At 43.2% G+C, this 21,335-nt stretch carries 18 protein-coding genes; 12 read left to right on the top strand and 6 right to left on the bottom strand.

The features are described 5' to 3' along the window. The first annotated feature begins 79 nt into the window (after positions 1–79). Positions 80–886 carry a sporulation transcription factor Spo0A gene (gene spo0A / locus MKY87_RS04945; RefSeq protein ID WP_062835258.1) on the top strand — a complete coding sequence of 269 codons (807 nt, stop codon included), beginning with the start codon at positions 80–82 and terminating at the stop codon, positions 884–886. Between the two features lie 634 nt (positions 887–1,520). Here the strand turns inward: spo0A and MKY87_RS04940 are convergent. Both MKY87_RS04940 and MKY87_RS04935 read right to left on the bottom strand, forming a co-directional pair. After that, positions 1,521–2,048 carry a pyruvate kinase gene (locus MKY87_RS04940; RefSeq protein WP_339782928.1) on the bottom strand — a complete coding sequence of 176 codons (528 nt, stop codon included), beginning with the start codon at positions 2,046–2,048 and terminating at the stop codon, positions 1,521–1,523. A 144-nt stretch (positions 2,049–2,192) separates the two neighbouring features. Then, the gene (locus tag MKY87_RS04935; protein WP_339782929.1) at positions 2,193–2,999 is read right to left on the bottom strand and encodes a hypothetical protein; all 807 of its coding nucleotides are present in this window, start codon (positions 2,997–2,999) and stop codon (positions 2,193–2,195) included. A gap of 1,567 nt (positions 3,000–4,566) precedes the next feature. On the opposite strand from MKY87_RS04935, the gene MKY87_RS04930 reads away from it, so the two are divergent. Then, a complete protein-coding gene (locus MKY87_RS04930) occupies positions 4,567–5,523 on the top strand; it encodes a GGDEF domain-containing protein (RefSeq protein ID WP_340963180.1) in 957 nt (318 codons plus the stop codon). A 185-nt stretch (positions 5,524–5,708) separates the two neighbouring features. On the opposite strand, the gene MKY87_RS04925 is transcribed toward MKY87_RS04930, so the two are convergent. Next, positions 5,709–6,521: a hypothetical protein gene (locus MKY87_RS04925; protein WP_340963178.1), complete on the bottom strand. Its 813-nt coding sequence runs from the start codon at positions 6,519–6,521 to the stop codon at positions 5,709–5,711. 265 nt (positions 6,522–6,786) lie between these two features. Between MKY87_RS04925 and MKY87_RS04920 the strand changes: the two genes are divergently transcribed. From MKY87_RS04920 to MKY87_RS04900, 5 genes are all read left to right on the top strand, one after another. Then, entirely contained in the window at positions 6,787–8,685 is a 1,899-nt protein-coding gene (locus tag MKY87_RS04920) for an AraC family transcriptional regulator (RefSeq protein WP_340914096.1), read from the top strand. Between the two features lie 188 nt (positions 8,686–8,873). Beyond that, complete coding sequence (locus tag MKY87_RS04915) at positions 8,874–10,847, top strand: AraC family transcriptional regulator (protein ID WP_340963175.1); 1,974 nt, start codon at positions 8,874–8,876, stop codon at positions 10,845–10,847. 159 nt (positions 10,848–11,006) lie between these two features. Continuing rightward, on the top strand, positions 11,007–12,044 hold the full coding sequence (locus tag MKY87_RS04910) for an NAD(P)/FAD-dependent oxidoreductase (protein ID WP_338587725.1): 1,038 nt from the start codon (positions 11,007–11,009) through the stop codon (positions 12,042–12,044). A gap of 394 nt (positions 12,045–12,438) precedes the next feature. Further along, positions 12,439–13,089: a hypothetical protein gene (locus MKY87_RS04905; protein WP_339782937.1), complete on the top strand. Its 651-nt coding sequence runs from the start codon at positions 12,439–12,441 to the stop codon at positions 13,087–13,089. A gap of 533 nt (positions 13,090–13,622) precedes the next feature. Further along, positions 13,623–14,099, top strand: a complete 477-nt coding sequence (locus MKY87_RS04900; RefSeq protein ID WP_017687614.1) for a hypothetical protein — start codon at positions 13,623–13,625, stop codon at positions 14,097–14,099. A 117-nt stretch (positions 14,100–14,216) separates the two neighbouring features. On the opposite strand, the gene MKY87_RS04895 is transcribed toward MKY87_RS04900, so the two are convergent. Next, on the bottom strand, positions 14,217–14,816 hold the full coding sequence (locus MKY87_RS04895; RefSeq protein WP_062835251.1) for a thymidine kinase: 600 nt from the start codon (positions 14,814–14,816) through the stop codon (positions 14,217–14,219). A gap of 176 nt (positions 14,817–14,992) precedes the next feature. Here MKY87_RS04895 and MKY87_RS04890 point away from each other — a divergent pair, with 176 nt between their 5' ends. Further along, positions 14,993–15,205, top strand: coding sequence for a hypothetical protein (locus tag MKY87_RS04890; RefSeq protein ID WP_340914099.1), 213 nt, complete (start codon positions 14,993–14,995; stop codon positions 15,203–15,205). An 8-nt stretch (positions 15,206–15,213) separates the two neighbouring features. Here MKY87_RS04890 and MKY87_RS04885 read toward each other — a convergent pair whose 3' ends face one another. Then, positions 15,214–15,561, bottom strand: coding sequence for a potassium channel family protein (locus MKY87_RS04885; RefSeq protein ID WP_036607883.1), 348 nt, complete (start codon positions 15,559–15,561; stop codon positions 15,214–15,216). A gap of 65 nt (positions 15,562–15,626) precedes the next feature. Next, positions 15,627–15,944, bottom strand: a complete 318-nt coding sequence (locus MKY87_RS04880; RefSeq protein WP_017687618.1) for a DUF2627 domain-containing protein — start codon at positions 15,942–15,944, stop codon at positions 15,627–15,629. A 224-nt stretch (positions 15,945–16,168) separates the two neighbouring features. On the opposite strand from MKY87_RS04880, the gene lpdA reads away from it, so the two are divergent. The 4 genes from lpdA to MKY87_RS04860 all read left to right on the top strand — a co-directional run bounded on the left by lpdA (position 16,169) and on the right by MKY87_RS04860 (position 21,243). Further along, complete coding sequence (lpdA, locus tag MKY87_RS04875; protein ID WP_340963173.1) at positions 16,169–17,593, top strand: dihydrolipoyl dehydrogenase; 1,425 nt, start codon at positions 16,169–16,171, stop codon at positions 17,591–17,593. A gap of 139 nt (positions 17,594–17,732) precedes the next feature. Beyond that, positions 17,733–18,761: a thiamine pyrophosphate-dependent dehydrogenase E1 component subunit alpha gene (locus MKY87_RS04870; RefSeq protein ID WP_036607878.1), complete on the top strand. Its 1,029-nt coding sequence runs from the start codon at positions 17,733–17,735 to the stop codon at positions 18,759–18,761. 2 nt (positions 18,762–18,763) lie between these two features. Continuing rightward, on the top strand, positions 18,764–19,750 hold the full coding sequence (locus tag MKY87_RS04865; protein ID WP_017687621.1) for an alpha-ketoacid dehydrogenase subunit beta: 987 nt from the start codon (positions 18,764–18,766) through the stop codon (positions 19,748–19,750). Positions 19,751–19,797: 47 nt separating this feature from the next. Then, positions 19,798–21,243 carry a dihydrolipoamide acetyltransferase family protein gene (locus MKY87_RS04860; RefSeq protein WP_338587715.1) on the top strand — a complete coding sequence of 482 codons (1,446 nt, stop codon included), beginning with the start codon at positions 19,798–19,800 and terminating at the stop codon, positions 21,241–21,243. Positions 21,244–21,335 lie beyond the last annotated feature (92 nt).

Here is a 21,335-nt window from a genome sequence, read left to right as displayed (position 1 = left end):
GAATTTAACTTGCTGTGTCGAAAATTTAACCTGTAAGGAAATGTACGAAACGATGTTTAATTTAAAGGAGGATACCGTTTTGCAAAAAATTGAGGTATTGCTGGCCGATGATAATCGTGAATTTACGAATTTGCTTGCCGAATATATATCTGAGCAGGAAGATATGGAAGTAACCGGTATTGCATACAATGGAGAAGAAGTACTGCAATTGCTGGAGCAAACTCGGGATGTGCCGGATGTATTGATTCTGGATATTATCATGCCTCATCTGGACGGTCTGGGTGTGCTTGAGCGCTTGCGCAACCTGAACCTGTCTCCACAGCCCAAAGTCATTATGCTTACGGCATTCGGACAAGAGAATATCACACAGCGTGCCGTGCAACTCGGAGCTTCTTATTATATTCTCAAGCCGTTTGACATGGAAGTGCTTGCGAATCGTGTGCGTCAACTGGTTGGAACACAGACCGCGATGTCCACGAGCAGCGGATCATCCATGTTCATGAAATCCAATGTTGTGCCAATGGGCAAACACAAAAATCTGGATGCAAGCATTACGTCCATCATACATGAAATCGGTGTACCTGCGCATATTAAAGGATATCAGTATTTGCGCGAAGCCATTACGATGGTGTATAACAATATCGAAATTTTGGGAGCCATCACCAAAACACTGTATCCGGCGATTGCCGAAAAATTCAAAACAACGCCGTCCCGCGTCGAACGTGCCATCCGTCATGCCATTGAAGTGGCATGGACTCGCGGTAACATCGACAGCATCAGCCACTTGTTTGGTTATACAATCAACATCAGCAAGTCGAAACCAACAAATAGCGAGTTCATCGCGATGGTCGCTGACAAGCTGAGAATTGAGCATAAGGTAAGCTGAAAGTAGACGTGGTGCGGGTTTTGGCATATTTACCGTCTGAACAATTTTGGCGGTAAATATCTGGATCATTCGATTTGGAACCGATAAACTTCTATGATATAAACCAACTAATACCGTCATTTATTGGGTTTGGAAAAATCCAATGAAGGGCGGTATTTTTATGAATGATATTGAATTTCAGTTGAATAACTTTATGCTGTACTGTTCATTCGAAAATCTTTATCGTAAGACCTTACTACGAGCAAACGTTGAAGGTACTGTCAGGGAACATCCGTCTTATAAAAGAAACAAAGATGGTTAAAAACAATATTCTGATGCAGTTTAATTTGTATATGTGAGTTATGCTAAATATAGTTGGGACTTTAAGTTTTAATGAATAAATATGCGAAATCGAATTATATCAGGTGTTTCAAGAGATTTATTTATATAATATGGATATTATAAGGCCCTTAGTGTCGCCTAATCCATATTAGACAACACTTTTGAGGGACTAGGGAAGGGGGGCATTAGATCATAATGACATTCTTTTTTTACAGTTGACACTTCCACCGCGACGGGCTGATTTGTCTAGAAAATCATGCTTACTAATAAAATAGCTCTTTCAATGTGAAAGAGCATCAAAAGTGGTTATAGTTTAATTGCACAGATAAGTATCGTCACCGTTTTGGTTCCCAAAATACCGGAGACGGTAACCTTCTTTATAACGTGCTATCACTTTGTCAATTAATTGATCATTTTCAAAAAAAATGTGACCAGTTAAATAGAGAGCTACCAGATACTCTTCAAATAGTAAGTTTCCCAGAACCATCTGTTCCTTGGGTATCTCTATTTGTAGTACACTTATCTCAACACATAGCATGTGAGAAAATCCCTGTATTGTTGAATTTATGATCCAAGCAAATTCTAAAGGCTCATAAATTTCCTCTTCGTTGTTCAGTTTTAATAGTTCAATAATTCCGCGCTTGTCTTTGAACACATACGCAGCAATAGCTTGATCGAAGTCAGCATAAGGATCACTACTTAAATTTGAGAAAAGGCTAAGATCCACTTTCTCAGCGTGATATTTATTGGTCAGGTGATCGTGAATTTGCTCTAATGAAAAAGGATTTGGTATATTTAGGGTGAGATATCGCTCGTATAGTTGTTGTATGTTAATATGCAATTCTTCTTCATCCTCTTCTCTTAAATTAATTAGGTTAAGAAGACAACTTCATGCAATTGCTGAAGTTGTCTCGATATATAGCATTTAGTTCTGGAGATGGTATATGTATTTCTAGAATATCATATGCTTTACGTTAATTGCTCATTATTTTGGTTTTGGTATCTGTCCCATTTGACCTTCAGTACCTTGAAAAATATGTCCTGAGCGAACTCCGTTTGACTTCTCTCCATGGAAATGCCAGAAATAGCGAGTATCATTATAATTTTTCTTGGAATGATTTTCTGAGATGATTTTTCCATTTTTACCTGCAAATTTAGCTGCGAGAATTCTACCGTCATTATAACTTGGTGTCCAAACTTCACCATATGGGCTAGAAATGATTGAAAAAGCTTGGTCATCTGTCAATGGGGCCCCAACATAAAGGTTTAGTTTATCGTATTTAACTCTATAATATTTAGGTTTATCTTTCTGTTTGCTCTTTGTGAGTTCACTCACAAACGCTTTAGCTTCTACAAAGCCTTCGATAACTGTTACTCCAACAGCGGCTCCAGCAGCCAACCAAACTATAACCTTTCCGATTTCCCAACCAACCCAAGGGAGTACCCATGCTACTTTCGACTCTTCAAGTGGAACATCTTCTCCAATAATATCAAAGTCGCCAATGTTTACACTATGGTAGTTCTCATTAGACGGAGTTTCTGGAACGTTACTCTGACTTTGACTTTCATCGTCTGTGGTGCGTGCATCCTCTGTGATATTTGAGCTTTCATCAGCAATAGTTTCTGGAACAATATTATCCTCTGTGCTGGTTACAACTTCTTGATCACTTTGCAACTTTTCTACACCTGCGGCTAACGAATAAGATTGTGCACCAGTTACAGCAAATAATAAGAAAGCCATAGTTAGAGCAGTAATACGGAAAAACGATTTTAAAGATGCCTTTTTAAACAATTAAATTCCCTCCGAAATTTTTTATTTACACCATCTCCAAAATGGGTTATCGATTCTATATAGTTAATTTAGAACCAATAATTAGGAGTATAATGCAGGCGACATTAATAAGCAATGATAGTAATAATAAGTATTATTTGGTAATGTAAAAATTTATTGGGTATTAATTTACATAAGGAAAAATGTAGCTGTTCCAATTTTCACAATTTCAGTTGTCTACTAAGCATGATTTTGGCTTTTGTTGTACAAGATTTAATAAATCTTAAATAGAATTAATTCTGTGAATTGTTTTCTCGCAACGCATCTGGTAGAATTTAATAAAGTTTGGGATGGTGAGCAATCTCCTTTTGTAAACAAGGAGGAAATTAATCTATGCAATATTACAAGAAAGTATTCTTTTTTGTGAGGAAGATTATGGAAAGTAGATTGAAGGATGTTTTAAGGATCAAGACAACAACAATAGTAAAAACAACAAGAACAACGGAAACAGTGACAACAACAAGAACAACAACAAGAAGGTTGAGATTGTAGTCAGATTCTTCTCTTAGCCTAAAACACAAAATATCAAATGGTCATTGCTCACCTGTAATTCCCTTTTCAAAAGGGCAACAGGTGAGCAATATAATAAAATAATACAATGAGAAGACCGCTGATGTTTTAAATTGGCGGTCTTTTTGTCCACTATAGAGCAGTATTTAATGAAGTTGGACTAATGAATGAAAGCCAATGAAAACATTAATGTTGATAAAAGTGAATTTACAACGCTAGAAAATATTGAAGTGGAGGGATATTGAAATAACACGACTTTGAGACTGAGAGATCGTTCGTCTATTATATGTGTAACGATCGTTGGATTAAGGGAATCCGAAAAACTGAGTCTGTTGGACTGTCCTAGTGGTAAGAATGCGATTCAAAGGATAAATGAAGTTACTGGTTTAGGAATAACAAGGGGCATGATAAAAGGAAATCTATCAAATGGACAACGGTTTGATAACAAAGAGTATTCTATTTTGATTATAGGGAAAGAAAGCTTAATGGGTACTCCAGAAATCATGGAAGTACTGAGATCCACGAAGAGAAACATAATAGTCTTATTGCTCGCCCAAATGGTAGCGTTACCAAAATTATACCTACATAGATGAAAAGGATTCTGTACGTATCGATTGGATAGATGAAGAAAAGACAATCAATTATGTGAATATAATACAAGGAGATGTATTGTTCAAGTGTGGATATACATTAACAGGACTGAATCCTGGTACGAGCTGTTCTCTTGGAGTAAAGGCTTTTGATACCAGTGGGAATATATCAATTATGACGCAGCACGGAGCAACTACAGTGCCAACGAATACCGTCATTTTATTGGATTGAAGATATCCAATAATTGACGGTATTTTTGCATAACGAAATAACTCAGATCATGATGATGAAAATTTTATTTCATAAACTTTTACCTTCAGTTAACGCTTTTTCAAGTAGAAAGTGGTACGATGTGACCATTGACAAAGACCTACATATATATTTGAAAAGTTCGGATTAGATGCTACGAACAGAGGAGTAGAATAGTATGTTTACGCAAATAGGCAAGATTGCTGAACCGATTCCTGTAGTACAATCTGATACAAAATGTGATATCGTTTTTCATCTTTTCAAGTCTAACCCTAGTCTCGAAGGTATAGCTGTTATGGGGGAGAAGGGTGTGTCATTAATGATGCGGCCCCGATTCTTTCAGCAGATTGGCACCCAGTATGGCTATAATCTGTATATGGGACGTCCTGTAGAACTGGTGATGAACACGCAGGCGCTGGTCGTGGATTATACGGAACAGATTACAGATGTCAGTGTTCTAGCCATGGACCGAGATGAAGGGGAAATATATGATCTTGTGCTGGTCACGTCAGGGGAAAGTTTCTATGGAGCTGTGAGTATTCGACGTTTGCTACTCGCTGTTGCTGACGTACGTGCTGAAATGGCGATTTTTATGAACCCGCTGACTGGCCTTCCAGGTAATCATATCATAGATGAAAGGCTGTCTCAGGCTCTTCAGATGGACCATTTTAGCGTACTGTACATTGATCTCGATCAGTTCAAATCTTACAATGATAGCTATGGCTTCAAAATGGGGGATCAGCTTATTCAGGCGACAGCTAACTTGCTTCGTAAGCTATTTGTTCCGCCTGAAGCTTTTCTTGGACATATCGGTGGTGATGATTTTATTACAATCCTGAATCACCATGATTACAAACATATTAGTGAGGAAGTCATCTCAGGTTTTGAGGAAATGAAAAGGACGTTTTACAACGAACATGATTGGCATCATCAATATGTTCTGGGGGAAGGACGTTCCGGGCTAAATCGGCCCATTCCTCTTGTGTCGGTATCCATCGCCGTTGTAACCAATAGCAAGCGAAAATATGAAAACATAGATCAGATAATTGATGAGGCCACACGCATCAAAAAAGGTTGTAAAGCGATTGCTGGAAGTATCATCTGTACAAATGATACCGCGAGTACTCCGTGCTAGAAATAAAAAATACTCATAGTAGCTACAACTACTAACGTTAAAGATACAAGAAAAACCGCTACTTATCAGGAGTTATTCACCTGTAATAGCGGTTTATCTATTATGTGATGCCAGTCGAGTGCTGTGTTGCGAAAACACTTCAACCTCATTATGTATACATATTAATATGTTTGATCAATGTGTACTCAGATTCGAATATCGACGGATGGATATGAAGTAGCAGGAGATGCAGAAGCTGTAGTTTGCGGACTGTTTCCTGATTCCTGATCTGTGGTTCCGCCATCTGACGGGTGCTCCTTGCTTCCTGTTTTCTTTCCGTCATTAATTTCCTGATCTTCTTCACCAGATGTTGCAGAGATAGGTGGTTGTATTCCTTTTTTAGGTGCGGGCTGATGGATCTCTTCCACCAGTTCCCCAATCTTCTGATTGACCTTATTTAACTGGGAGTTGATGTCCTGGACGGTCTGTCGCTTTGCCTGAAAGACGGTGCGTTCTGAATTTTCCAACATCATTGATTTGCCTAGATCGAGATCATTTGCGGGAGGATTGATCTCCAGAACAAGTCGGTCGAATCGGGTCTCTCCTTCAGTGGTCTGAATGGAGCCCTGCATGCGATCACGCAAACCGACCAGCTTACCCAATTGATCATAAGTCTGACTATGCTTGATTAGGTGATCCAGTGAAGGGGCTTGTGTTTCGTCGGTTGGTTTGGACTGTTGCTGTTGAGCCTTTTCGGGCTGTCTTAATTTGTTCTTTTCTTGTAATTCCTCTGCTTTAATTTGGGAAATCTGGCTGTCGATCTGGGAAATGGAGCTTGTTAAGGATTTAATCCGTTGAGCTTTGGTTTTGGTATCCAACTCGTCATTGGTTTTTACACCTTGCATTTCTTCATTAAGCCGGATCTTCTGTTGCATGAGTCCCTGAATTTCTTTATCCCGACTGGAGACTTGATTACCGGGAGTGAAACTGCTTTTGGTTGCAGATGAGATTGAATTCATATCCTCTGTTCTCCTTCTCTCTTTATCATGGTTCTATTTACATATATCGGATGTTAAGAGAAGGATTTGAATAGCTTTTTTTGTCTGTGTGCATTCATTTACGTCGGTTGTATTGCGTACTTCATCATAATAATTGATAATGGTTATCAATAAGTGAGTAGAGTACAGATACAATCTATGTAGACGGAGATGGGTTAGTAAAATGTGGAATGATTATTATATCCTTTGGAACTATGCTGCGGTGAGTATAACAGATATCCGTTACATGGAATTAGAGGCATATGAAGAGATGAAATACAAATTCCCGACAAGTACCTTTGTACTCACCATTCAAGGTGATGCTGGAGTGACGATTGACAATCAAACATATGACGTGAGTCGCTTTTATGTTCTCCATGGGGGAAAAGGGAGTAAGTTGGTGATTCAAGCAGGCGAATCCGGATTGCGCCTATATTACTTGATGTACAAAGCAAACCTGCCTAGTGGAGGGAGAAACGATCTGGGAAGGTTAATGGAGCGAATCAATCCGTTCCAAATGAACTATGGCTTTACCCCCAATACGCCAACCATTTTATATGAGCAATTGAAACAGATGCACGTTTTGTGGGATCAAAAGAACCCCATTCATCACTTTCAGGCCAAGAGTTTGTTCTATGCATTTGTGGAGCAGATCTCATCACAGATTCCTCGTATATCCAATCGCTATCCAAGTATGTTGGATCAGGTCAGCAAAGTCATTGAAATTGTAGAGTCTTCCTACACCCAGCCACTTACACTTCAAGTTTTGGCAGAAATGATTGGTACCAGCCCCAGAAGTTTGTCACGCAAGTTCAAGCAGTCCACCGGAACCAGTCCGATCGATTATCTGATTCAGTTTCGTTTGTTCAAAGCAAAGGAGATGTTGCTGCAAACGGACGCCACGTTGGATGAGATTGCAGCCGGCATCGGTTATCCGGATGGATATTATTTGGGACGTATGTTCAAGAAACATACAGGTCTTTCTCCTTTGCAATTCAAAGAAAAGACCTCAGCACCCCTATATTGGCCTGATCTGACATTAGGCATGGCGCGAAATGACATTTTCAGAGGTGGAAGTGGAAGGTATGTTTATACTGATGGTGATAATCATTATCAATATAAGCATGGAGGGTCAATAAATATGAACAGACAGACAAGAACGGGAATGCTACTTAGTATTCTATTAAGTCTTACATTACTGTTAAGTGCTTGCTCTACAGGTGTTGCCAGTAATTCGAGTGGGGATGCTTCCGGAAGCAATAGTACGTCAAGTTCTACGAAGACAGTAACAGCGGAGAATCAAAGCAAAACATCGGAACCCCGCACAGTCTCAACGGTTAAGGGAGATATTACAATCCCGGCTGAACCTAAACGGATTGTGGTTGACTTGTATTTGGGAAGTCTGATCGCCCTGGGAATCAAACCTGTGGGTACACCGGAGATGAACCTGAAGAATCCTTATTTTATCAAATCACTTGAGGGTGTGCAAAATATTGGTGAATATGAAACCATTTCGCTCGAAAAGGTGTTGGAACTTGAACCGGATCTCATTGTGACAGGTAATCCTGATTTATTTGATTCCTTTAGCAAAATTGCACCTACCTTGGTTGTACCTTATGGCGAATTGAAAAACACCCACGAAGAAATTGCCTATTTCGGTGAAGTCCTGAATAAAGAAAAAGAATCTGAGGCATGGTTAACCGATTATGACGCAAGAATTGCAGATGCCAAGAAGCGCGTTCATGAGGCGATTGATCCGCAGGCGGAGGTGTCGGTCATGCAATTCTATGATAAAGCACCGTTGGCCTTTGGTGATAATTTTGGTCGGGGAGGTCAGGCAGTCTATAGCGCGCTTGGGCTGAATCCTCCTGCAGATAAAAAAGAGATTTTAATGAAGGATCAACTGGTTGAAGTTTCATCGGAAGCGATTCCTGAGTTTGCCGGAGACTACATTATTCTAACAGCAGATAATCTGACCCTGGAAGAGTTGAAATCGAAACCGGTCTGGAGTTCACTGGATGCTGTTAAAAATGATCGTGTGTTTATCTGGAGCCCGGATCGTTCATGGTACTTTGACCCGATTGCAACATTGGATCAAACAGAGGAATTGGCCGCCTGGTTTACGAAGATCTCTGAACCAAAATAAGCATAACAAGTGATGGATGAGATGAAATCCAATTCCACTCCAAATTACAGTTGATAATGAAAATTATTATCATTTATAATAGAGGTATATTAGTGAACCACTGCTACACATATTTTATCGGATGTGTGGCAGAATGATGACCTTGTAAGGCCTTTATTCCGGGTGAGGTTGGGATTGGAGAGTATTCGATGCAATTAGACGAACAGATGAAATGCTGGAATCATGCCGCTGTTAAGGTTCTGGATATACGCCGAATCGTTATGGAGGCAGGGGCACAACTGAGTTCTTACACACTTCCGGCAAATGGTTTTATATATACGATTCGAGGATCGGCTGTGCTTCAGTTGGATGGACAAACATACAAGGCAGAGCGGTTCTACATGCTTCATGGGGCGAAAGGATCTTCACTGGATATCCAAACCAACGAAGATTTTGAATATATTCTGCTCTATTACAGAGCATTCCTTGCCTTTCCTAGTTATCGTAAAAAGTGGTTATTGGCACAGCCGGAAGTTGCGCCGTTCTCTTTGCAATATGGATTTGCACCGAGCAGTCCGCTGGGGTTGTTACGTTACCTTGATGAGCTTGAGGGTGCATGGATTCAATCTGGGAGTCTGGATATGCTTCATACAAAAAGTTTATTTTACCAGTTCATTCATGAAATGATGGCTCAGTTGGCAGAGCAGGAGATCAAAACAGAGCTTGCTGACCCGGTGAAACAAACACTTCGTTATATACAGAACCATTATAGGGAACAGGTCACGCTTGATTTCCTGGCTGAACAATTCAACTACAGCTCCCGTCATTTATCCATGCAATTCAAACGACAGACGGGTCACAGTCCCATTGATTATTTAATTCAGACCCGAATCGCTAAGGCTCGCAATCTGCTTTTGCGATCTGATGCAACGCTGAGTGAAATTGCAGCAGAAGTAGGTTATTCGGATGTGTATTATTTTAGTCGTATCTTCAAAAAACATGTGGGGATCTCTCCGATACAGTATCAACGAAAGATGAGAGAAGAAGCGAGAACAGAGGATCGTCCATTGGTAATCTCTGAATCGTCCATTGGCCGAAGATGGAAGTCGGGATATATTGATTATGAGAATCATTATCAATATATAGACGGAGGGTCTACACCAATGAAAAGAAGAAAAACAAGTTCCAGTATGATTATGGTTGCATTATTGAGCATAACGATGCTCCTCGCAGCCTGCTCTTCAGGTACAGCAACAACACCAGCAGCTGGCGAAGGAACGGGTGCCAGTTCCAATAACAGCAGTATGGCAGTATCGTCAGACACAGGAAGCCAGACGAACAAAGACAATGAAACACGCACGGTCTCAACGGTTAAGGGCGACGTAGTTGTTCCAGCGAATCCAAAACGGGTTGTTGTATTGTATCTCCAGGGAGACGTCGTTGCGCTTGGAATTAAGCCAATTGCTACATCTGAAGTATTCAACGGGGCTGCCTACAAGAGTGAGCTTGAAGGTGTAAATTCACTAGGCACCTGGTTCGAACCGAATCCTGAAGCTGTCATTGACCTTGATCCGGATCTGATCATTGTTCCTTCAGAAGAGACGTATACGTTGTTAAAGGATATCGCACCAACGGTATATATTCCATACGAGAAAATGACAACAGAAGAAAGACTCCAGAGTATAGCGAGTATTTTTGGCAAAGAACAGGAAGCTGAGACATTAATCAATAATCTTAATAGCAAAGTCGAAGAGAGTAAGCAAACACTAGCAGATGCAGGCATATTGGACAAAACGGTTTCCATTGTGGAGGGCGGTTTGAAAGGTATGGTTGTTGTAGAGAGCAAGCAATATGGCCGAGGGTCTCAGGCACTATATGAATACTTGGGGATGAAAGCACCTGAAGTGGTACAAAAGAAAATTGATGTAGTTTCGGAAGCGGGAGGCTCTAATCTATCCATGGAAGTACTGCCTGAATATATCGGGGACTACGTGTTTCGTTCGGTGTATGAAGGGGCAGATAACCTTACGGATGATCCAATATGGAGTAGCATCCCGGCTGTTAAAGAAGGTCGCCTAATTGAAATTGATTTTGATTTCTTCTACTATTCGGATATCTATTCAATCAATAAACAAATTGATTTTGTCGTTGAAAAGCTGTTGGCGGCTCCAAGAGCCCAATAGTAAAGAGCAGATGTGTTCGTAGAATTTTTGTACAAGAAATGTTTGTTTTTTAGCCATTGTAATTTGATAAGATTACCATTACACTAGGATTTAAGTGATAATGAGAATCGATATCAAATACTCGATGTTCTGGATCGAATTAACGGAGGTATTTTTAATATGAATCAGCAGTTGGAACTTTATGATGTAACCATTATCGGCGGTGGCCCTGCGGGCATGTACTCTGCCTTTTATAGCGGCATGCGAGATATGAAGACCAAGTTGATTGAGGCACGTGACAGATTGGGAGGTCGCATGCTCTTTTATCCGGAGAAAATGATCTGGGATGTCGGGGGTGTGACGCCAATTCTGTGTGAAGATCTGATCAAACAATTGGAAGAACAGGCAAAAACTTTTGAGCCAACCCTCGTATTTGAACAACAGATCGAAGGATTCGAGCGTCAACCTGATGGCACAATTCTGCTAACTTCTGCAACAGGTGAGCAACACTGGACACGTACCGTCATTATGGCAATCGGATATGGTATATATAAAATGGCCAAGCTGGAGCTTGAAGGTGCAGACCGTTACGAGGTTAGCAATCTGCACTATACCGTGCAAGAACTGGAGCCATTCCGTGGTAAACGTGTGTTGATCTCGGGTGGAGGCGACTCTGCTGTGGACTGGGCGAATGAACTGGAAGCCCTGGCAGAGCAAGTTACGGTTGTGCATCGTCGTGACCGCTTTGGCGGGTTGGAGCGTAATGTACTGCGTATGAGAGAATCCTCTGTAGATGTCCGTACACCATATGCGGTAGAGACTTTGCATAGTATGAGTGGTGATGTGATTGAACAGGTGACTATCTCACACGTAGACACAGGCGAAACTGAACTGCTTGAAGTCGATGCTGTCATTGTAAATCACGGCATGAAGAGTGACTTTGGTCCAATCCGGGATTGGGGACTTGATCTTGGCGAATGGCATGTCACTACAACGGAGAGATTGCAAACCAATATTCCCGGTGTTTTTGCCGCAGGTGATTTTGTAGATTATGGTAGCAAACTGTATTTGATTGCTGGTACTTTCACTGATGCAGCCCTAGCGGTAAACAGTGCAAAGCTTTACATGGACCCTGAAGCGGAAAAAGTGGCTTATGTTTCTTCCCATAACAGTCGCTTTAAGGAGAAAAATAAAGCTCTTGGCGTTGTAGAAGAATAAAGGTATGCGATCGGTTATATTAAGATGACTTCGGGTTCATTCCGAAGTCATCTTTTTTGCATAAAATGGGTAATAAGAAGGCATAATTGCACAAGATAGAACAGGCTTAGAATTGAACATGAACCGCCAAATGTCTATAATAAGCCTGAGAAACTGTGGAATAACAACTATATAATTTGAAATAATCATTTACACGATAACGGAGAGGACAGAAAAAATTTGAAAAAGCGAAGCGGTCGCCTTTATCACCGGATTTTCCCTTAGGAAAAGGGAATCGAAAAAATCTGGGGATAACAGCGATTGGAAGATTGTTCTGTCATCGTAGTGCCAGTGTAAATAAACTTTAATTCAACTTATATAGATACAATAACTAGATCAGAGTGGAGTGCAGCGTATGAAAAAGGGATCACAGCCACAACGAGGTTTCACCTTCATCCAGCGGTGGTTCAAACGATCTGATAAAAAAAAGATCAAATGGTCTGAAATGTATCTCGCACTTGCTGGTGCGCTTCATCGCTTGTTGGTTGAAGGTCGGCGTGAACGCTCAGCAGCCAAACGGCTGCATCAGGACTTGCCTATTAACGTGTTGGGCGAGATGAAGCTAGAGCCAGGGGATATTGTGTACACGCCAAGCTCAGAATCAACCTATTACGCTGGGCATATGGGCATTATCGGTCTCGACGGAAAAGTGTATCATGTGCATCCTTATGGGCCTGTATTTGCTGATTCATTAGAGTGGTATCTCACGCGTTTTTATGAAGGAGATCGCTTTATTATATTCCGTTCCAGACTGAATGAGGCAGGCATGAAAGCAGCCGGGTGGGTACATGACCATTACAAGCAGGTAAAATTCTACCGTTTGCAGACCAATCTGCGCAGTATTGAGCGCAATTATTGCTCCAAGTTTATATATCAGGCTTATCAGTTCACATCGGGACTGGATCTGTGGAGCCGCAAATTTACCCGAATGAATCAGGGGTATATCTATCCATTTCGAATTGAGCGCTCTTCAGAGCTGGACGTTCTGGGAACTTTTTATAAATAAGGCTGGAACCGACTAAAATACTGTTCTTCCGAAAAAAAGGAGAGCAGGTTCTGTCGGTTTTTTTTGTATGTGTAGAGATTAAAAACAGGAAAAACGTTCAAAACGTCGAATAGATTATGAGATAGGCATGCACAACTTGGAATCGTATACATAAAAAAAGACAAGATGATTTTTAGCCCAGAGTAAAAAATGACTACGAAGTAGACGAACAAGAAAGAGTGAAGCGAGATGAAATGGCCGGGTTTCTTACAACGATTCCGACCGAACAAAAACGTGGTTAAGCTATCGGACTATATCCCAAAAAAGGAAAGGAGGCACTACTGTTCCATATGCAAGAAAAACGTTAAATCGGTCGTGCATTATGCGGCGCCACAGGGAAATGTTTCAGGTGTATGCAGTTCTTGTAAGTCTTTGGCGGATGAACGTGGAATGTTTCCCATTTAATAAGAAGAGATGCGCTCAGGAAATAAGAATTTTTTGATTTATGCGCGTTTTTGTAGTACATTAGCAAATGTATTCGAAGGAGGATTCTAATGTACTCAGGTAGACAAGACGATACTTTATACATCATGACCTACACCTTAAACAGCGGTATCAAGGGTACGGTTCCACTGTCTAATAAGCAGATTATTGAGTGGCTGGATTGCTACAGAAATGAGAAGCGCTTCGTGACCGAAATCGGCAAGGAGTTTTTTGGATTGAATGCAGGATTGGTAGCAGACTTCAAGGTTCAAAATCATTTATCGGATTATCAGCAGACCATTATGCCTACACAGCAGCAGGATAACCTGGAACGCTTGTCCAGTGCTTATAAATCAACCGAGTTATTAATGAAGATTGATTGTAAATGTGGCACGGCTTATGTGACGGAATCCCCATACAAGCGCACAAAATGGTACTGTACAAAGTGTAAAGAGATTGTATTTTTGGATGCCAAAAAAGGAATGGTGGAAACGTCGCGTGGTGACGCTTACTACATGACCAACAAATATTTTGTTTCCCGTGACTAGCGGGAAGTGACTCTGGAAGCATCGCTGCGAAGCGGTGCTTTTTTGTGCGAATGTTTGCTCTATAACAAAAAAAGCCCCAAGGGGCCTTTTTGGAAGAAATCAAAAATCTTTTAGCAATTATGATGAGCATTCAACTTTGTGAGGAGGAATGAAGCAGCAACGACAGCGTGGCTCGTAAGCTTCTGAATCGCCAATCATGACAACCGGACCCAAGGTAACAGGCTCCCCATTGACGATACGTTGCGTAAAGGCTGCATCCGGGCTGCCACATACCGCACAGAAAGCCGAGAGTTTCTCAATGTCGTCTGCCATGGCAAGCAAACCGCCGACATATCCGAATTCCTTACCACGGTAATCCATATTAAGTCCGTCCACAATGACATGTTTGCCACAATACGCTAACTCCGAGACAAGTTCCATAATGGCACTGCTGAAAAATTGTACTTCATCAAATGCAACAACATCAGCATCTATGGTTTGGTTCAAGATCATTTCTACGGATTCCGGGGTTAATTGCCGGGGAATGGAATGGGCAGGGAGTCGATAACCAATTCGGCTTACGATCTCGTCCTGGGCAAACCGATCATCCTCGGCTGGTTTGTAGGCCACAACCTTTTTACGGCCAAATTGTATTAATTTCTGACAACGGCGAATGAGTTCACCGGATTTTTCACTGAACATGGGTCCAGTAATTACGGTAATACGTCCTGTTTGCACGGTGCTGCTACTCCTCTCACATACGGGATTCAACAAAAAAAGCGACCATTACAGAGTAACACAAAATCTTTGGAAAGAGCCAGAACTAATCTGCGCAGCTTTGTGTTACTATATGGATTGTTAAGGTATTGGTTACGGTAGCTAATTAACAGGAGTTGTGAAAAGAGGTGTTTAGTATGAGTGAAGCATTAACATCACTTCAAAAGCGATATGAAAGCTTGAAAGAGCAGGGGTCTCTAGATGAAGCGTCGCAGGCATTATTTGCAGAACTGTTCGCAGAAGCGGAGCGACTGCAGGCAAGTAACCTGACGTTGCGTAGAACGATCTTGAAGTCTTCTTCCAAAGAATCACGTATGTCTACCAAACTGCGGGATGCCTTATACGAATGACCCGGAGATTACTCCGGGTCCTCTTCTGTCTTTAATTTGCGAGGGAATAGAATACCTGCTGTAATTCTGGCAATCATGGCAAAGGTGAGACCGATGCCTGCAAACATGTAGATCACGGTAAAGGCTTTGCTGAATCCGGTGGTTGGCACAAATTCAGGATGTCCCACCGTAGTCAGGGTAACCGCACAGAAGTATAACGCATCGATCCAGTGCAGACCTTCAACACGAGTGTAAAATAAAGTGCCTGACAGTAACGTTGCTGCCGTTAACGCGAACAGAGCCAGAAACTTGGGGTCTTTGAACGCATGGAAAATGCCTTTGAGCAATCGTTGTAACGTGATTAGAAATGATACCATGATGATCCATCCTGTCTATGTAAAGTTGTCGGTATGTGTTGTATAAACACACAAAAAGCCCGGACTCATGGAGTCCTTCCGGGCGTCTCTGCTTTTTCGGGTACACTTTTGGACCGGAAACGGGGACCTACATAATTACGCTTGCGGTCACGGAACAGGATCCAGCCTCCCAGAAAACTCATACCTGCGGCAAAAAGGACAAGTCCACCGCCAAAGGAAAGCCACTGGAACCCTGGTGAAATCAGTTCGTTCCCGTGCTCGGCATAATATAGGAACAGGGCATCTTTCATCATCAGAAAACCCTTCATTGCCATTAAACCGGGGATGACCAGAACAACAATTGCCAAAAATCGCGCAAAGACCAATCTTGTATTCATGAGCATTATACCCTTTCTGCCAAAGTCGACATTAAATAAAGGTTACGCTTACAGATCATACCTGATTCCATCATAGCTTGGAATGCATAGGCTGTCCATGTGTGATTGCTTCAAACTTTGAGTTGACCGCTTAAGGAGAGTACAATGGCATATAGAGGGTATAAGCTAAACCATGATTTAAGCCATCATAAATTATATTGAAATTTGATTCATAGAGGAGAGCATGAGAGATGCCAATTACATGTGATGTTGCAATTCTTGGAGGAGGAACCGGTGGATATGTAGCCGCAATCCGGGCTGCACAGCTGGGGAAACAAGTCGTTATCATTGAGAAGGACAAGCTTGGTGGAACCTGTCTGCATCGTGGCTGTATTCCGAGTAAGGCTTTGCTGAAAAGCGCGGAAGTGTACGCCGAGATTCAAGAGAGCGAGACGTATGGTATCGAGACCGCTGGGGCCACACTTGTATTTCCCAAAGTACAGGCGCGCAAGGATGCAATTGTCGAACAGCTCCATCAGGGCGTTCAGTATTTGATGAAAAAAAATAAAATCCAGGTTGTACACGCGAAAGGTCGCGTCATCGGACCATCCATCTTCTCACCACAGAGCGGAGCAGTTGCTGTGGAGTTTGAAGATGGCGAGATGGATACGGTAGTTCCAACCAATCTCATCATTGCGACTGGTTCGCGTCCACGTGTGCTGCCGGGCCTGGAACCGGACGGCAAGTTCATAATGAGCAGTGACGAAGCCCTGCGTATGGATGAACTTCCTGCATCACTCATCATTGTCGGTGGGGGTGTGATTGGACTGGAGTGGGCATCCATGCTGAATGATTTTGGCGTAGACATCACAGTGGTTGAAGCAGCTGCTCATGTGTTGCCTGCCGAGGATGAGGATGTTGCCAGAGAAATGCAGCGATTGCTTGGCAAACGAGGTGTTCGTTTCCTGACAGGTGCCACTGTTCTAACGGAAACATATAGCACAGATCAAGAGGGCATCCAGATTGATGTGCAGCTTGGTGACGATAAGCAGGAGACACTGAGAGCGGAGAAAATGCTCGTGTCGGTTGGACGTCAGGCTAATGTCGAAAATATCGGACTCGAAAATACAGATATCAAACTGGAGCGTGGGTTCATCGCTGTGAACAAACAGTTACAGACAGGCGAAGGTCACATCTACGCCATTGGTGACTGCATCGGCGGTCTACAGCTTGCACATGCTGCAAGTCATGAAGGCATTCTCGCTGTGGATCATCTGGCGGGCGAAACGGTACATGCCGTAGAATCCCATCGCATCCCGCGCTGTGTGTATACACGTCCGGAAGCAGCAAGCATCGGATTTACCGAGCGAGAAGCCAAAGAACGTGGCTATGATATTAAAACAGGCAAGTTCCCATTTTCGGCCATTGGCAAATCGCTTATTCACGGAAGTCGGGATGGATTCGTGAAGGTGATCGCAGATGCCAAGACGAATGATATATTGGGGGTACATATGATTGGCACCCATGTGACGGAATTAATCGCTGAGGCTTCTCTGGCTCAGATGCTGGATGCCACACCTTGGGAAGTCGGACAAACCATTCATCCGCACCCTTCTCTGTCGGAAATTATGGGTGAAGCCATGCTGGCGGTCGATGGAAAGGCCATTGGGATGTAAGCCAAACAAGCTTATGAGAAAGGTCCTTTCCTTTTTTGGGTAAAAGGGATTATAATAAGGTTAAGCCAAGTCTTAGTACCAGGTTATAAGATCGGGTAGTAAGAGTGGCACAGGCTCTGATTAAAAGGAGGTACCTCATATGAGTTCACAAGGTACTGCAGACGCGGTCCATCGGCATCAACAGCTGGGACTTAGCGATGGTGAAGTATTGGATATGTACAAATACATGCTGCTCGCACGCAAGTTTGACGAGCGTTGCTTGCTCTTGCAACGGGCTGGCAAAATTAACTTTCACGTATCCGGTGTAGGACAGGAAGCTGCGCAAGTAGGCGCTGCTTTTGGTCTGGATCGGGATCACGATTATTATTTACCTTATTACCGCGATTACGGCTTTGTACTGGCGGTAGGCATGACTCCGCGTGAGTTGATGTTGTCTGCTTTTGCAAAAGCGGAAGATCCGAATAGTGGCGGTCGGCAAATGCCGGGTCACTTCGGTCACAAAAAGCTACGGATTGTGACGGGTTCCAGCCCGGTTACAACACAGGTTCCGCACGCTGTTGGATTTGCGCTGGCTGCCAAGATGAAGAAGCAAGAATTTGTTTCTTTTGTTACGTTTGGCGAAGGATCAAGCAATCAGGGTGACTTCCACGAGGGAGCCAACTTTGCGGGTGTGCATAAATTGCCTGTCATTATTATGTGTGAGAACAATCAATATGCAATTTCGGTACCGATTCACAAACAGTTGAGCGGCAAAATATCCGATCGAGCACAAGGATACGGGTTCCCTGGACTGCGTGTAGATGGAAACGATGCATTAGAAGTATACGCTGCAGTGAAGGAAGCGCGTCGCCGTGCTATAGCCGGGGAAGGCCCGACGCTGATTGAAGCGATGATGTATCGGTTGTCACCTCATTCCACCTCCGATAATGATCTGGCTTATCGGACCAAAGAGGAAGTTGAGGAGAACTGGAAGAAAGATGGCGTTCCTCGCATGAAGAACTACTTGATCGATTGTGGCATCTGGGACGAAGCCCGGGATGCGGATCTGGCTTCGCAGCTTGCGATGGAAATGAAAGAAGCAACTGAATATGCAGACAACGCGCCATATCCTAAACCTGAGGACACTCTGACGCACGTTTATGCGGACAGCGAAGAAGGGGGACGGTAAGTATGGCAGTGATGGAATATATTGATGCAATCCGTCTCGCGATGAAAGAAGAGATGGAACGGGATGAGAATGTTTTTATCCTTGGTGAAGACGTAGGTCTCAAAGGTGGTGTGTTTACCACAACTAAAGGGCTGCAAGATCAGTTTGGCGAAATGCGAGTGATGGACACACCTTTATCTGAATCCGCTATTGCAGGTGTTGCCATTGGTGCAGCGATGTATGGCATGAAGCCGATTGCCGAAATGCAATATTCGGACTTCATGTTGCCGGCAACCAACCAGATCATTAGTGAAGCGGCGAAGATCCGCTATCGTTCCAACAATGACTGGAGCTGTCCGATTGTTATCCGTGCGCCGATTGGTGGCGGGATCTTCGGTGGGTTGTATCACTCCCAATGTCCGGAATCGATTTTCTTTGGTACACCTGGTCTGAAAATTATAGCTCCCTACTCGGCATACGATGCTAAGGGACTGCTCAAGGCCGCTATTCGCGACCCGGACCCGGTACTCTTTTTTGAAAATAAAAAATGCTACAAACTTATCAAGGAAGATGTGCCTGAAGATGATTACATCGTTCCGATTGGTAAAGCCAACGTACTTCGTGAGGGTGCGGATATTACCGTGATCGGTTACAGTCAGCCGCTGCATTTTGTCATGCAGGCTGCTGAGGAGCTGGAGCGTGAAGAAGGCATTACAGCACACGTTCTCGATCTGCGCACATTGCAACCGTTGGATCGTGAAGCGATTATTGCTTCCGCTCGTCTGACAGGCAAAGTGCTGATCGTACACGAAGATAACAAAACGGGTGGTGTAGGTGCCGAAGTTGCCGCAATTATTAGTGAGGAATGTCTATTTGAACTGGATGCACCGATTCAGCGTCTCTGCGGACCTGATGTGCCGGCCATGCCAATTAGCCCAACATTGGAGAAATTCTACATGCTGAGCAAGGACAAAGCCAAAGCAGCAATGCGTACACTTGCCGAGTTTTAATTTCGTTTTTTGGATCGTTTAAAAGTAAAGTTTGGAGTGATAATCAAATGGCTGAACGTATGAAATGGATCGAGGTCATTATGCCGCAATTGGCGGAATCGCTGGTCTCGGCTACCATAGGCAAATGGTTGAAAAAACCGGGCGACCGTGTGGAACAGTACGAGCCGATCTGTGAAGTAATCACTGATAAAGTTAATGCCGAGATTCCATCCACGGTGGATGGAATTATGGGTGACCTTTTGGTGGAAGAGGGCACAACGATTGCTGTTGGTGAAGCAATCTGCCGCATGCAGGTCGCAGCTTCTGACGAAGAAGCGGCCGAGCAAGTAACACAAGTATCGCAGCAACAGGAGCAAGTGCAGCAACATGCGAACCCTACTCCTGTTGCCGCGTCAAATACAGCAGCACATGATCCCAACCAGCCGATGCGCAATCGGTATTCCCCGGCAGTGCAATCCTTGGCAGCAGAGCATGGTTTGAACTTGCAAAGCATCCAAGGCACTGGAGCCGGTGGTCGTATTACCCGCAAAGATGTGCTGGCATTTGTTGCACAGGGAGGTAACGCGGCTGGATCGTCTGCACAAGCATTATCTCCTGCAGCGCAGCATACACCTTCTGGTGTGCCGTCTGCTTCTCCATTCAGCGGAGTGAATCGTGGAAATGGAGAAATGGGTTTAACCGCTGGAGAAGCGATCTCAGCGTCTGATGCAGGTGTTCCTGTGAGACATTCAGGCATTCATTTAACCGAAAGTCCGAAAATTCCACAGATCGAAGTGGAAGGTGGCGGCCAGGGAAGATCGGAGTATTTCATTGATGTTACCCCTGTGCGTAATGCCATTGCCCGGAATATGCGTCAAAGCGTATCGGAAATCCCGCATGCATGGACAATGATCGAAGTGGACGTAACAAATCTTGTGATGCTGCGCAATAAACTTAAGGATGAGTTCAAGCGTAAGGAAGGCATCAATCTGACATATCTGTCCTTCATGATGAAGGGAGTCGTTAACGCGATTAAAGACTACCCAATCATGAACTCGGTATGGGCAGTGGACAAAATTATCGTCAAACGGGACATTAACCTGTCCATGGCGGTAGGAACCGAAGATTCCGTACTTACACCTGTAATCAAACATGCCGATCAGCGAAATATTGCAGGTCTGGCCCGTGAAGTGGATGAACTGGCTCGCAAAACACGTGAAGGTACGTTGAAGCTGGATCATATGCAAGGTGGTACGTTTACGGTAAACAACACAGGTTCATTTGGTTCGATCCTGTCCCAGCCAATCATTAACTACCCGCAGGCAGCGATTCTTACATTTGAGTCGATTGTCAAAAAGCCAGTGGTTATTAATGATATGATCGCTGTTCGTTCGATGGCTAACCTGTGTCTATCACTGGATCACCGAATCCTGGATGGTGTAATCAGCGGACGTTTCTTGCAACGTGTCAAAGAAAACCTTGAAGGATATACCATGGAGAGCAAGGTGTATTAAGTAAATAGTTGACGGGAAAGTGTATGTGCCGGAGGCCGTGCACTTTTCCTGCTGTCTATGGACAAGTGCTCAATTGTACAATGAACCTGAAG

This window comes from Paenibacillus sp. FSL R7-0198, from assembly GCF_038000415.1.
Classification (GTDB): domain Bacteria; phylum Bacillota; class Bacilli; order Paenibacillales; family Paenibacillaceae; genus Paenibacillus.
The sequence above is the reverse complement of the archived record's forward strand: the minus strand, read 5'-3'. Positions and strand labels throughout refer to the sequence as shown.

Bases quoted from the DNA above. Each gene is read 5' to 3' on its own strand.
- MKY87_RS04885 (WP_036607883.1), bottom strand. From the start codon at position 15,561: ATGGTATCATTTCTAATCACGTTACAACGATTGCTCAAAGGCATTTTC.
- MKY87_RS04925 (WP_340963178.1), bottom strand. From the start codon at position 6,521: ATGAATTCAATCTCATCTGCAACCAAAAGCAGTTTCACTCCCGGTAAT.
- MKY87_RS04890 (WP_340914099.1), top strand. From the start codon at position 14,993: ATGAGTGAAGCATTAACATCACTTCAAAAGCGATATGAAAGCTTGAAA.
- MKY87_RS04870 (WP_036607878.1), top strand. From the start codon at position 17,733: ATGAGTTCACAAGGTACTGCAGACGCGGTCCATCGGCATCAACAGCTG.
- lpdA (WP_340963173.1), top strand. From the start codon at position 16,169: ATGCCAATTACATGTGATGTTGCAATTCTTGGAGGAGGAACCGGTGGA.
- MKY87_RS04920 (WP_340914096.1), top strand. From the start codon at position 6,787: ATGGAATTAGAGGCATATGAAGAGATGAAATACAAATTCCCGACAAGT.
- MKY87_RS04905 (WP_339782937.1), top strand. From the start codon at position 12,439: ATGAAAAAGGGATCACAGCCACAACGAGGTTTCACCTTCATCCAGCGG.
- MKY87_RS04900 (WP_017687614.1), top strand. From the start codon at position 13,623: ATGTACTCAGGTAGACAAGACGATACTTTATACATCATGACCTACACC.
- MKY87_RS04915 (WP_340963175.1), top strand. From the start codon at position 8,874: ATGCAATTAGACGAACAGATGAAATGCTGGAATCATGCCGCTGTTAAG.
- MKY87_RS04910 (WP_338587725.1), top strand. From the start codon at position 11,007: ATGAATCAGCAGTTGGAACTTTATGATGTAACCATTATCGGCGGTGGC.
- MKY87_RS04860 (WP_338587715.1), top strand. From the start codon at position 19,798: ATGGCTGAACGTATGAAATGGATCGAGGTCATTATGCCGCAATTGGCG.
- MKY87_RS04880 (WP_017687618.1), bottom strand. From the start codon at position 15,944: ATGCTCATGAATACAAGATTGGTCTTTGCGCGATTTTTGGCAATTGTT.
- MKY87_RS04930 (WP_340963180.1), top strand. From the start codon at position 4,567: ATGTTTACGCAAATAGGCAAGATTGCTGAACCGATTCCTGTAGTACAA.
- MKY87_RS04865 (WP_017687621.1), top strand. From the start codon at position 18,764: ATGGCAGTGATGGAATATATTGATGCAATCCGTCTCGCGATGAAAGAA.